The organism is Binatus sp. (SeqCode), from assembly GCF_049584895.1.
GTDB lineage: Bacteria > Desulfobacterota > Binatia > Binatales > Binataceae > Binatus.
The window spans coordinates 14,114-26,997 of sequence record NZ_JBAUYR010000134.1 but is presented as its reverse complement, the minus strand read 5'-3'; the positions used below and the strand labels follow the sequence as shown (position 1 = coordinate 26,997).

Genomic DNA, 12,884 nt, shown 5'->3' with positions numbered 1-12,884 from the left:
ATCGAGCCGCTGATGCCGTCACTTGCGACCCATGCGAACGCCAATATAGAAGTGGCGCACATCGCTGTCCAACTATCCAACTTCGGGCGCGCTCGCTTTTGGTGTCATCCTGACGGAGCGAGCATCGCGAGCGCAGTCTCTGTCATCCTTCCATCCGCTCGCGTTGCTCGCTTCGTCAGGATGACAAACAAGCATTGCGTCTCGCTTCAGCACCAGCATCCGTTGTGCAAAACTCTCTCGGGAAGGAGCACCGCAATGGCAACCCCAAAGACATTTGATCTCAGCGGCAAGGTCGCGGTCGTCACCGGCGGCAACGGAGGCATCGGGCGCGGAATTGCGCTCGGTCTCGCGGAGGCGGGAGCGTCGGTCGCGATTCTCGCGCGCAACGAAGATCGCAATCGCGAAACGGTCAAAGCGCTCGAGAAAATCAGCGTTCCTGCGATGGCCCTCAAGCTCGACGTGTCGCAGCGCAAGGCGCTGAGACCAGCTCTGGAAGCGATCGAGCGTAAGCTCGGACCGGTCGACATCCTGGTGAATAACGCGGGCTTCGCGATCCTGAAAGGAGTTCTCGATCACACCGACGATGATTGGGATTCGGTAATGGAAACGAATCTCACTTCATGCTTTCTGCTGTCGAAGTATGCGGTCGCGTCGATGATCCCGCGCAAGGCGGGCAAAATCATCAACGTCGCGAGCGTTGGCGGCTACAAAGGCACTCCAATTTATCCTTCATACGGCGTCAGCAAGGGCGGCCTGCTGCAGCTCACGCGATGCCTCGCGATCGAATTGGCGCCGCATAATATCCAGGTCAATTCGCTCGCGCCCGGCTGGACCACAACCGACATGACCGATTGGATTCGCAACGATCCGAAATACGCGGCGGTGAAAGATGAGATGATCACGCGGACCCCGGCTGGCCGCTTCGCCGAGCCGTCCGAGATGGCGGGCGCGGCGGTATTTCTCGCGTCGCACGCGTCGGATTTCGTCACCGGCGCCGATATTATTGTGGACGGCGGTTTCTTCATCCGCTGAATAAGGACGAGGTGGCTTGAATAATGGCTGCGCCGAAAATGTTTGATTTGAGCGGCGAGGTCGCCGTCGTCACGGGCGGCAACGGCGGCATCGGGCGCGGAATCGCACTCGGACTTGCCGAGGCCGGCGCCTCAGTTGCGATTCTCGCGCGCAACGAAGACAAAAATCGCGGCGTGGTTGACGATCTCGCGAAGGCAGGCGTGCCGGCGATTGCCCTGCCGCTCGATGTGACGCGGCGCGATCAACTTGCGCCCGCGATGGAAGAAGTCGAGCGCAAGCTGGGTCCCGTTTCGATTCTCGTCAACAACGCCGGCATCGCAATCATGCGCAGCGCGTTGAAGTTCCGGTCCGAGGATTGGGACCGCGTAATCGAAACCAACCTTAACTCATGTTTTTTTCTTTCGCAGATCGCGGCGCGGTCGATGGTCGCGCGCAAGCACGGCAAGATAATCAATATCGCGAGCGAGTACTCCTCGTTCGGTGCGCAGGCCGGAATTCCGTACGCGGCCTCGAAAGGAGCGCTGGTGCAGACGACCAAGACGATGGCGATCGAGCTCGCGCCGCACAACGTCCAGGTCAACGCGATCGTCCCCGGATGGATCGAAACCGACATGACGGTTGGCGCGCAGAGCGGACGGATGTTCGACGAAATAATCATGCGCACGCCGGCCGGCCGCTTCGGCAAGCCCGAGGAGATGGCCGGCGCCGCGATATTCCTCGCCTCGCACGCGTCGGACTTCGTGACCGGATCGATCGTGCACGTCGACGGCGGCTACGCGATTAGGTGAGAAGCGGTGAAAATGCTCTCGACGAAATTTTACGAACTTCACGGCGTGCGCGTCCTCGAATGCGTGCCGGACGGATCGATGCTGCAAACGTATCAAGACGCGGTAGATCTCGTCGGCAAGTCGTTTGAGGATCGCGCCACGCTGATCCTGATCCCGGTCGAGTGCCTCAACGACGAATTCTTCCAGTTGAAAACCCGTATCGCCGGCGAGCTGATCCAGAAATTCGTGCAGTATGGGCGGCGCCTCGCGATCGTCGGCGACATCTCTGGCTTCCTGGCTGAAAGCTCTGCCCTGCGCGCCTTCGTGGTCGAATCGAACCGCGGCAACGATGTGTGGTTCCTCGCGAGCCGCGATGAACTCAACGATCGACTCGCGCGCGCGGTTTAACGCTGGGCGCGCGGCGGCGTAAGATGCCGCATCATGGCTCGACGCAAAACCACCTCCGAGGTCCATCCTGAATCCGCGCGCCATCAAAATGGTCTGCCGGCGCTGAAACCGTTGCGCGTGCTGGTCGCGGGCGAGGTGATCCTCGACCGCTACATCTGGGGCGACGTCTCGCGAATTTCGCCCGAGGCGCCGATCCCGATTCTTCGCGTGCAGCGGCGCGAGGAGAAGCCGGGCAACGCGGGCTTCGTGATGGCGAATTTGCGCGCGCTTGGCGCGGACGTAAGTGCGCTCAGCGTGGTTGGCTCAGATCGCAACGGCAGCCTGCTGCGTGAAATTTTCGCCGATCTCGGAATCGATACTCGCTCGATCCTGATCGATCCCGACCGCCCCACTATCGTCAAGGATCGGATGCTCGGTTCGGTGCAGGCGGCCCATCGCGCAACCCAGCAACTGCTGCGCGTCGACGACGAAGATCCGCGCCCGCTCAAGCAACCGCGCGAGCGCGAGCTTATCTCGCGCCTCAAGACGGAACTTCGCAACTGCGATGGTGTGCTGATTTCGGATATCGACAAGGGAATTCTGACTCCCGACGTGTTGCGAGCGCTGATCGACGGCGGTCGCGCGCGCGGTATCCCGGTGATCGTCGATCCGCGCCGCACGGAAGACTTTTCGATTTATCGCGGAGCGACCGCGCTCACACCCAATCGCCACGAAACCGAAGTCGCAACCGGGATGCGTCTCACCGACCGCGGCGCGTGGCGCAAAGCTGCCGAGACTCTTGTGCGCAAGCTCGGCCTGGAGGCGTGCCTGATAACGCTCGACCGCGACGGCATGTATCTCGCGGAGCGCGGCGGCAAGGACACTTACGTCTCGACGATGCCACGTGAAGTTTACGACGTGACGGGAGCGGGCGACGTGGTGCTGAGCGTGTTCGGAATGTTTTCGATCGCCGGGCTCGGTTTCTCGTCGGCGGCGACGATCGCAAACCTGGCCGCGAGTATCGAAGTGACCCGCATCGGCACCGAGGTGATCACGCGCGAGGATCTCGCGCGCGCATTGAGTCCCGCGCATGAGAGCTACGAGCGCAAAATTCATTCGGCGGACGAACTCAAGACTGCGCTCGAGCGCGAGCGTCGCGTCGGCCGCCGGATCGCATTCACCAACGGATGCTTCGATCTGCTGCACGCCGGGCATATCCAGAGCCTCGCTTTTGCGCGCGCGCAAGCCGACGTGCTGGTGGTCGGGCTCAACAGCGATCGCAGCGTGCGGCAACTCAAGGGCGACGGGCGTCCTGTCTATCCCGCGGCGGAGCGCGCGAGAATCCTGGCCGCGCTGGAGGCGGTCGACTACGTAGTGGTCTTCGAGGAAACGAACGCCGAGAAAATTATTCGCGCTGTAAAGCCCGACGTTTTGATCAAGGGCGAAGACTGGCGCGGCAAGCAGGTCGACGGTCAGGTATTCGTCGAGTCGCGCGGAGGTCGCGTAGCGTTGGCGCCGTTGCTCGGAGGACGCTCGACCAGTGCGACTATCGATCGGATGGGTTCGAAGGCGCGCGCGGGGAAAAACGGCGCGTGATCTGATCGGTGAATTGCTTCAGTTCCGGCAACGCAAGCATCCAGGCACCGAAAAAATAAAGTCCGCCGTAGGTCGACAGGATTACCAATCCCTGGATGCGCGGTCCGTATCCCGCCATGTGAAGCTTCATGAAGAAGCCGACCCCCGCGGCTCCCAGAGCCAGCGCCCACAACTTTGCCAGGAACGAACGCTCGAGCCCGGTCCATCCGATGCGCTTGTTCAATGCCCATCGCAGCAGTACGAATTCGACCCATCCTGACACGCCGGCTGAGACCGTCAGCCCAGCGACGCCCCACTTCTGCGCGATTCCGAGCATGTGCGGAAGCGGAATCGCGCACAGATAGCCGGAAATCACGGTTAGCACGACGCGGATAATCGCGAATCGCAGCGGAGTGCGCGTGTCGAACAGCGCGTAGAACGCCGAGTTGTACAAACGTCCCATCGTCGCGGCCAGCAGTCCGATTCCCGAGCCCGCGAGCACGGCCCACACGTAAACTGCGTCGGCGCGAGTGAATGCGCCGGACTGATAAATCATCGCGACGATCACGTCGCCGAGAATCAGAAAGGCTGCCGACGACGGAACCACCATGAACGCGATTTGACGGAGTCCGCGATTCAGTCGCGTGCGCAGAATCGCGCTCATTTGCTCGGGCATCGCGCCGGCGGCGCGCGACATCGCGGGCAATTCCGACGCGGCTACCGAATATCCGAACAAGCTGATCGGCACCATGTACAGCAACTGGCCGTAGTTGAGCGCGGCGACGGCGCCGGTCGGGAGCAGGCTCGCCAAGACGTTGTCCACGTAGCTAGTGAGATTGATCACGCCGCGGCTGATCACCACCGGCGTCAGGTTGTGAAATACGGCGCGCAGTGGCGCGGCGACGCGCGCGAAATCGATGCGATGCTTCCTGAGCAGCGCCAGCGTCTGCGGCACCTGCACCGCGATTTGCAACGCGGATCCAACGACCGAGCCCCACGAGATCGCGATCGCTAGCCCATCCTGCGATCGGCGCGGGCCATAATAGAGCAGTGCCGCGATCATCGCGACGTTCCATGCCACCGGCGCGGTGTACGATACGAAAAACTTGTGATGGCTGTTAAGCACGCCCAGAAACCACGCGGACATCACCAGCAGTCCCGCGCCGGGAAACAGGATGCGCACGATCTGAATCGTCAAGTCGCGCTTGTCGCCCTCGAAGCCGGGCGCGATCACGTCGATGAGATACGGTGTCACCAATACGCCGATCGCGACCAGCACCGTCACCCCAATAGTCATGATTGCGCCGACGCCCCATGCGAGCATGTCGGCGGTCTCGTCGTCGCCCTCGCCCAGCAATTTTCCATAAACCGGGATGAACGAGGCGGAGAGCACGCCCTCGCCAAACAGGTTCTGCAGAATATTCGGGATGCGAAAGCCGGCCTTGAACGCGTCGGCGGTGGCCGAGTCGCCGAGAAAATGCGCGAAGATACTGTCGCGGACTAGACCGGCAATCCGGCTGAGCAAAACGCCCGCTGCAATCGTACCGGCCGCGTTCGCACCTGATCCGCTCGCGCGCGCAAGTCCGGGACGCGGCTTGACGCCCGCTTCGTCACGTTTCTGTTTTGGTGCGACTTCGGACAAATTTACCTCTGACGCAGGAAGTATACCGACCGCTTCAAGCGCGTAGTAGCGGGCGTTGAAGGCGCGCTACAATCGACGCGTGAGCTTTTCACTTTACGTCCATATCCCATGGTGCCAATCGAAGTGCCCGTACTGCGACTTCAATTCGCACGCAGCCGCCTCGTGGCCGGAGGCGCAATACACGCGCGTATTGATTTCCGAGCTTGAATACAGGGCCAACACTCCGCCGTACTCAGGCGAGCGCATCAGGACGATCTTCTTTGGAGGCGGCACGCCATCACTGTTCGATCCCAAATCCATCGGCGAGATTATCGACGCGGCCAATCGCGTTTGTGGAATCGAGGACGACGCGGAGATAACCCTGGAAGCAAATCCGGGCACGGTTGACCTCGCGAAACTCGTCGGGATGCGCGCGGCGGGTGTGAATCGAATCAGCTTCGGGGCGCAGTCGTTCAACGCCGCGACGCTCAAGTTTCTCGGCCGCATCCACAGCGCCGACGAAACTCGCGCCGCTGCCACGATGGCGCATCGCGCCGGCTTCGATCGCCTCAATCTCGATTTGATCTTCGCAGTTCCGGGACAGACGGTTGCCGACGTTCTCTTCGATATCGAGTCGGTCGCCGCGCTCGAGCCAGATCACATTTCGGCGTACAACCTGACCTTCGAAGAAGGCACCGCATTTTTCACCGACCTGAAGCGCGGGCGAATCAAACAGCTCGCGACTGACGAACAGGCCGCGATATATCAAACGGTGCGCGAGGAAATTCCGCGCCGTGGCTACGCGATGTACGAAATTTCGAACTACGCGCCGCCCGGCCACGAGGCGCGCCACAATCTCACGTACTGGCGCGGCCAGACCTACCTGGGAATCGGCGCAGGCGCTCACAGCTATGCAGGCGAGGGTTACGGCGGCCGGCGATGGTGGAACGAAAAGCTCCCTGCGCGCTATATCGCCGCGATCGAAGAGCGCGCGAACGCTGAGGCCGGCACCGAAACGATCGACCAGGCCACTGCGCAAAGTGAATTCGTGTTCCTGAATCTGCGACTGCGCGACGGCTTCGCACTCGCCGATTTTCACGAGCGGTTCGGCCGCAACTTCGAATGCGTTTTCGGCGGCGTCGCCACGCCCCTCTTCAACAACGGCCTGCTGACGCTCGACCGCGGCCGAATCAAACTGACCGACCGGGGCCTCGAAATGGCCGACTCAGTCTTCGCCGAATTCGTCTAGGCTGATCGCGCTATCGTGTCGTCGAGCAGTTCGACGACGCGGGCTGGCGTGGCGAGCCGGATGAACGCGCCCAGGCGCGGGCCGCGCTCCTGTCCCAGGATTGATCGATATAGCAGCGGAAAAATCTTGCCGGGCTTGTCGTAATTCTCGCGGCCGAGATCGTAAATCTTCTTTTCGATCTCCTCGGCGCTCGCATCCTGATTTTCCCGCAGGTACGCCGCGAGAGTTTTCAGCTGCGCGCGTTCCGCATCCGACGCCGGCGTGTAGATCTTTTTCTTCGGCTCGATGAAATCGCGGTAGAAGTTGAGCGCGCATTCCATCAACGCCCGGCCCATCTTCTCAGTTTCGGGATCGCCGGCGATCGAGGAATCGTAGCGGACTAGATATTTCCAGATGAAATCGCGATCCGAGCTGCCCAGCGCCGCGACCGCGTTCATCATCAATCCAAAGCTGAGCGTCGAGTTGAATCGCGTCGGCGTCGTGCTCTGAATCACGAATTCCAGCACCGATTCGCGACGCTGCTCTTCCGACGCCGCCGCATAGGCGCGCAACGCGTCGAGATATTCGTCGACATATTGCGGAATCGCCTCGAGAAACAATTTGCGCGCGCGCCGCGGATTAAGCAGCAGGAACATCTTGAGCACTTCGATCGGCGCATAGCGCGTCCATTGCTCAACCGATACGCCCCGGCCGACCGACTTCGATATCTTGTGACCCTGCTCGTCGAGCAGCATCTCGAACGGAAATCCAAGCGGCTGCTTCCCGCCCATCACGCGAAGAATCTGCCCGCCGAGCCGCGCCGAATCGGTAAGGTCCTTGCCGTACAGCTCGTAATCGACCTTGAGCACGTACCAACGCAGCGCCCAATCGACCTTCCATTGCACCTTCGCCGCGCCGCCGAGCACCGACTGCTCGCCGCTAAAACCGCATCCCGACGTGCCGCCCGCGCTCTTTTCGCAGGTGAACTCGATCGACGCGCGCTCGGGGTGATAGGCCGTCACCGCCCGCTCGACGACTTGCCCGCACTTCGGACAAATCGGCATGAACGGCGACCATCCGGCGCGATTCTCTTCGCGCAGGGTCGGCGCGATGATCGCGATGATCTCCGCATGCTTCTCGAGAATCAGCTTGAGGCCCTCGTCGAAGCGCCCCGACGAATACATCTCGGCCGATCGCATCAGTTCGTACTCGACTTCGACCGGCACCAGGAATCCGCCGAGCTGCCCGATCATATGATCGGCAAAACTTGCACAGCATCCGAACGGATCTGGAATCTTCGAGACCGGGACGCCGAGATACTTCTCGACGTCCTCGCGATTCGGCACGTTCTCCGGCACTTTGCGCAATCCGTCAAGATCGTCGATGAAAACAATCAGCCGCGACGGCCGCGACGGCTCGATCAGATGAAACGCCTTGCGCACGAACGACGGGCGAAGAATCTCCGCCATCGTACCCAGATGCGGCAATCCCGACGGCCCGAAGCCGCTCTCGAAGATTACCGCACGTCCTTGCTCGTAAGCTGCGACGCGCTCCTGGAGCCGTCGAGCTTCTTCACGCGGCCATAGTTCCGCGCCGGCAACGTTGCCGGCCTGCGAATCGGATCTCGATACGCCCGCCATCGACTTAAGTCTCTTCCTTATTTTTCCGGCTTGTCGGGATTCTTGCCGCGCAATACGCTCGCGACCGCCTCGTGAATCCACGGATCGATCTGCAAGTCGCGATTTTTTTCCGACGCGAGCCGAAGTTTAACTGCGCAATTACCGCAGATAAAGGCCTGCTGCTGAAAACCGGCGGTATCTTCGACTGAAATGCGCAGCAGCCACTCGGTGAATTCGCGACGGCATATCACGCAATGAAATTTGCTAGAATGTGAGTCAGTGGAATCCATACGCGCCGTTTATACTATCATTGCTTCAACTCTTTGCGCTGTGGTATTTCCCGACCACCGATGAATTCCATAACGATTCGCCACGCTCGGCATCGCCACCAGCATTTTCGGACCGCGCGTCCCGTTATTCCGGCCACTCGCGCCCGGAACGCCCGTACCCGAGCAATCTGCGATTAGCGTTCGATTTACCTGTAGTCGCTCCACGCGACACGGGATTCTTTCACTTCTATGGATCAAGCCCTCACCAAACAGAAAATCAAGGAACTGCGCGCGATGGTCTCCGACGGCGATCGCGTTGGCATCGTGCTGCAGGACGATCCCGACCCCGACGCGATGGCAAGCGGGATAGCTCTGCGCACTCTGCTCGGGCGCAACAAGCAGACCACGCCCTTGCTCGCGTTCAAGCCCGTGACGCGGCCGGAAAACCTCACGATGGTGCATCTGCTGGAAATCGAAATCCAACCGGCCACCACCGAAGTTCTGCGCGAGTTCGACAAGATTGCGATGGTCGACGTGCAGCCGCCGTTCTTCGGCGAGAAAATCCCGCGCGCCGATATCGCGATCGATCATCATCCCGGATACCCGGGTGGCTCCGCGCCGTTCGAAGACGTGCGGGTGAAATACGGCGCGACCGCGACCATCATGACCGAGTACCTGGTCACGGCTGAAGAGAAAATCAGCGAGCGCCTCGCGACTGCGCTGATTTACGGAATCCGCAGCGACACGCTGGCACTGTCGCGCCGCGTGACCGACGTCGACCTGCAGGCGTTCACCCATCTCACCCCGCTCGCCAACTACAGCTTGCTCCGCCAGATGGACCGTCCCGAGCTGCCTCTCAGTTTCGCGCAAATCCTGGCGCGTGCGATGAGCCGGATGGTCGTCAAGGATCAGCTGGTCGTGCTCAATCTCGGAACCGTCGAGCGCGACGATCTGATCGTACAGATGGCGGACTTCTGTCTTCAGTTCGAAGGCGTCGCGTGGGTCGCAGTCGCGGGCAAGCTCGGCAATCAGCTCGTGATAAGCGTTCGCAACCACGGCATGAGCGGCGAAAATGCCGGCGAGGCGGTGAAGACTCTGTTCGGTGACATCGGCAGCGCCGGCGGGCATCGCAACATGGCCAAGGCTGTCATCCCGCTGCGAGCTTGGCGGCGGCGCGAGGGTACCACCCGCGACTCGCTAATCGAACCGCGCCTGCGCGAGTTGTTCACCACTGTCATCAAAGCCCAGAAAGCGCAGGCTGCCGCAGCTCGTACCGCGCCCGCCCGCAATGGCAACTGACTCTCCTGGTACGCCCCGTACAGCCGGACGTTTACCGGTTTGGCCGATTTCCATATCGTGGTTGGCATCCATGCGTAGTCTGCTTCGATGAGTCCGAAGGAATCGAGAAGTCCCGCGTTCGAATTCCTGGCGCCGATGATTGTCGGCTGCGCGCTCTTCATGGAGATGCTCGACTCGACGGTTATCTCGACCGCGCTGCCCGCGATGGCCAAATCGCTCGGCGAGGATCCGATCAAACTCAACCTCGCGATCACCTCATACCTGCTGAGCCTCGCCGTCTTCATTCCGATCAGCGGATGGATGGCGGATCGATTCGGCGCACGTACCGTCTTCCGCTCAGCGATCGTCATCTTCACGATGGGTTCCGTGTTATGCGGTTTTTCTAATTCGCTGCCGGAGTTGGTCGCCGCGCGGATTCTGCAGGGCTTCGGCGGCGCCATGATGGTTCCCGTCGGCCGTATAATAGTTCTGAAGACTGTCGCCAAATCCGACCTTGTCACTGCGATGTCTTATCTGACCGTGCCCGCCGTGCTTGGGCCGGTGGTCGGTCCGCCGGTCGGCGGCTTCATTGTGACGTACTATTCATGGCGTTGGATTTTCTTCATCAACGTCCCGATCGGCGCGCTCGGCTTCATGCTGGTCACCTGGTACATCCCCAACATCCGCGACAACAAGATTTTCCCGCTGGACCTGCGCGGCTTTCTGCTCACCGGACTGGGGCTCGCCGGGATGGTGGCCGGCTTCGAGTCAATTGGCCGCGGCGTGATTCCCGCGAGCATCATCATGTGCGTGATGGCGACCGGCGGCGTCTGCCTGGCGCTCTACATTCTTCACGAACGGCGCATTGACTATCCGATCATCGACCTCGATCTGATGAAAATCCCGACCTTCAGCGTTGCAACGCTGGGTGGCGGGCTGTTCCGGATGGGCATCGGTGCGCTGCCGTTCCTGCTGGCAATGCTGCTGCAAATCGTTTTCGGCCTCTCGCCGTTCGCTTCCGGGATGCTGACCTTTACCAGCGCCGCGGGCGCGATGTTGATGAAGGTCACTGCACCGCCGATAATCCGACGCCTGGGTTTTCGCTCGGTACTAATCGGCAACGGCGTCCTCAGCGCGTTCATCATGATGAGCTACACAATGTTTCGCTCGACCACGCCACACTACCTCATCGTCTTCGCCCTGCTTTCGGGAGGATTCTTTCGCTCGCTGCAATTCACCGCGCTGGGAAGCCTCGCCTACGCCGACGTCGACAACTCCATGATGAGCAGCGCCAGCACTTTGGCGAGCATGGCGCAGCAACTGTTCTTGAGCCTCGGCGTTGCGATCGGTGCGATGCTGCTCCACCTCAGCCTCGGCGCGCACGGCGGCGGCCACCTCAACACGCACGATTTCATGCCGGCCTTCATGGTGATGGGACTTCTGGCGCTGCTCTCGTCAGTGCTCTTCATCCCGCTGGAATATCACGCGGGCCAGGAAGTGAGCGGACACCATCGCGGCGTCGAACTCTCTCACACCCCGCAGACGGTGACCGAAGCCGATTGATAGCGCGCATTTACCGATTGCATAGCTTGAATTTCGTTGGAACACAGAGTGAATTGAAAAGCGTCCTAGAGCTCCGTAATCGGTATGCTTCTGATGAAGAAGCCCGCTGCTACCTTGATTCCGACCCGTTGGATCTTTTGGGCCACTATTTTGTCGCTCGTGCTCCTAGGAACTGCGTGTTCATCTGTTCCCAGTTCTTCGGAAGGCAGTACTCCGATCCCGAGTGCCGATAGTGTTGTGCGTTTCACGTCCGCAGACGGCAAGACAAGCTTACACGGTGTCCTTTCGGTACCGCGAGGAAATGGGCCGTTTGCCTCGGTGATCATTCTGGAGTCAGAACTTTGCGAGGGTGGATTTCCAGAGTGGGCTTCCGGAACTCTCAACTCTTGGGGATACGCAACCCTGACAGTCGACAGTTACGCAGGGCGAAACCTGGCTCCCGGCGCTTGCATTGATCTCACCGCTTTACAGCCAGCCGACACGGTCGGCGATGTCTACGGCGCTCTGCGCGTTCTCGAACGTGATCCTCGAATTGATGCAAACCGTGTAGCGCTCCTTGGTACTTGGGACGGATCCACGACGATAATCGTGGCTGACACGCTCGAAGCTGAACACCGATATGTTACCGGTGGAATGATCGCCTTCCGCGCTTTTTTTGCGATTTCACCGTTCTGCAGAATAGAGTTGGCCGGTGCCGACCTACGGCCGTACGCCCCGGAGCGCATCTACGTCGGAGAGCGGGACGACATGGCTCCTGCCGCTGCCTGCGTGCAAATGGCTAAATTCCTCGACAGCGAGGGCGGGGACGTTTCGGTCAAAGTGTATCCTGGAGCGGAGCACGGATTCGACTACGTACCACCGGCGTTGGTAACGCCTCCTATGGACTCCGAAGCGCTTCATCCTCACGGCGAAGATTTCACTTATCCTCTTCGCCCGTACTACGTTCCGTTTGCGGATAACCTGGCAGCATGTTCTTTCCGCATAACGAGCATTTCACAGAAGACTACGCAGTCGGAGGTAAGCCGCTGCGTCCGCAAGGGTGTCCACACTGCGTCGGATCCAGCAGCTGCATACTCAATGCAAGACGACTTGGAAGGTAGCCTCGCGCGATTCCTCTCGGGCGGGCAAAGAGTCCTTCAATAAATCGATACCTCGAACTTTCTCGCACCCCTCAGACGGTCACTGAAGCCGATTGATCGCGCTCAGTCGTTTACCGACGACGCCGATACCTTTATCGTAGTCCTCGTGAACGTGGCGGAGGCGATTGTGGAGGTTAAGAACCGGCTCGGACTTCATCTCCGGGCCGCATCCGCGCTCGCGCAGACGGCGGCGAAATTCGCCTCGAAGATTCTGATCGGCACCGGCGAGGATCTCGTCAACGCCAAGAGCATGACCAATCTCATGATGCTGGGCGCCGCCCAGGGCTCCAAGCTAAAACTCCGATGCGAGGGCCCCGACGCTCGCGAAGCCCTGAAAGCAGTGCAAACCCTATTCGACGACCGCTTCGGCGAAGAATAGGCTTCCTCTCCCCTAACTCAACGGGCG

12 protein-coding genes are annotated in these 12,884 nt (G+C 60.5%); 9 read left to right on the top strand and 3 right to left on the bottom strand.

Going from position 1 to position 12,884, the window contains the following annotated elements; all coding sequences use genetic code 11:
• Positions 1-255: 255 nt before the first annotated feature.
• Genes WB650_RS22125 through WB650_RS22110 form a run of 4 tightly spaced genes read left to right on the top strand, consistent with a single transcriptional unit; the run spans position 256 to position 3,782 of the window.
• Positions 256-1,032, top strand: coding sequence for an SDR family NAD(P)-dependent oxidoreductase (locus WB650_RS22125; protein ID WP_422300795.1), 777 nt, complete (start codon positions 256-258; stop codon positions 1,030-1,032).
• A 23-nt stretch (positions 1,033-1,055) separates the two neighbouring features.
• Positions 1,056-1,820: an SDR family NAD(P)-dependent oxidoreductase gene (locus WB650_RS22120; RefSeq protein ID WP_422300794.1), complete on the top strand. Its 765-nt coding sequence runs from the start codon at positions 1,056-1,058 to the stop codon at positions 1,818-1,820.
• 12 nt (positions 1,821-1,832) lie between these two features.
• Positions 1,833-2,207: a DUF4180 domain-containing protein gene (locus WB650_RS22115; RefSeq protein WP_422300804.1), complete on the top strand. Its 375-nt coding sequence runs from the start codon at positions 1,833-1,835 to the stop codon at positions 2,205-2,207.
• A 33-nt stretch (positions 2,208-2,240) separates the two neighbouring features.
• On the top strand, positions 2,241-3,782 hold the full coding sequence (locus WB650_RS22110) for a PfkB family carbohydrate kinase (protein WP_422300793.1): 1,542 nt from the start codon (positions 2,241-2,243) through the stop codon (positions 3,780-3,782).
• Here WB650_RS22110 and murJ read toward each other — a convergent pair.
• Complete coding sequence (gene murJ, locus WB650_RS22105) at positions 3,733-5,403, bottom strand: murein biosynthesis integral membrane protein MurJ (protein WP_422300792.1); 1,671 nt, start codon at positions 5,401-5,403, stop codon at positions 3,733-3,735. The two genes, WB650_RS22110 and murJ, sit on opposite strands and share 50 nt — an antisense overlap.
• A 79-nt stretch (positions 5,404-5,482) precedes the next feature.
• On the opposite strand from murJ, the gene hemW reads away from it, so the two are divergent.
• The gene (gene hemW / locus WB650_RS22100) at positions 5,483-6,631 is read left to right on the top strand and encodes a radical SAM family heme chaperone HemW (RefSeq protein WP_422300791.1); all 1,149 of its coding nucleotides are present in this window, start codon (positions 5,483-5,485) and stop codon (positions 6,629-6,631) included.
• On the opposite strand, the gene lysS is transcribed toward hemW, so the two are convergent.
• Together lysS and WB650_RS22090 are read right to left on the bottom strand one after the other, a co-directional pair.
• The gene (gene lysS, locus WB650_RS22095; protein ID WP_422300790.1) at positions 6,628-8,250 is read right to left on the bottom strand and encodes a lysine--tRNA ligase; all 1,623 of its coding nucleotides are present in this window, start codon (positions 8,248-8,250) and stop codon (positions 6,628-6,630) included. The genes hemW and lysS overlap by 4 nt on opposite strands.
• A 17-nt stretch (positions 8,251-8,267) precedes the next feature.
• Positions 8,268-8,519 (bottom strand): hypothetical protein, encoded by a 252-nt coding sequence (locus tag WB650_RS22090; protein WP_423962073.1) that lies wholly within the window; start codon positions 8,517-8,519, stop codon positions 8,268-8,270.
• Between the two features lie 228 nt (positions 8,520-8,747).
• Here WB650_RS22090 and WB650_RS22085 point away from each other — a divergent pair, with 228 nt between their 5' ends.
• The 4 genes from WB650_RS22085 (at position 8,748) to WB650_RS22070 (ending at position 12,857) form a co-directional block, all read left to right on the top strand.
• Complete coding sequence (locus WB650_RS22085) at positions 8,748-9,797, top strand: DHH family phosphoesterase (protein ID WP_422304073.1); 1,050 nt, start codon at positions 8,748-8,750, stop codon at positions 9,795-9,797.
• Positions 9,798-9,884: 87 nt separating this feature from the next.
• On the top strand, positions 9,885-11,339 hold the full coding sequence (locus WB650_RS22080; RefSeq protein ID WP_423962071.1) for an MFS transporter: 1,455 nt from the start codon (positions 9,885-9,887) through the stop codon (positions 11,337-11,339).
• An 84-nt stretch (positions 11,340-11,423) separates the two neighbouring features.
• Complete coding sequence (locus WB650_RS22075; protein WP_423962069.1) at positions 11,424-12,482, top strand: dienelactone hydrolase family protein; 1,059 nt, start codon at positions 11,424-11,426, stop codon at positions 12,480-12,482.
• Positions 12,483-12,590: 108 nt separating this feature from the next.
• Positions 12,591-12,857: an HPr family phosphocarrier protein gene (locus tag WB650_RS22070; RefSeq protein WP_423962068.1), complete on the top strand. Its 267-nt coding sequence runs from the start codon at positions 12,591-12,593 to the stop codon at positions 12,855-12,857.
• Positions 12,858-12,884 lie beyond the last annotated feature (27 nt).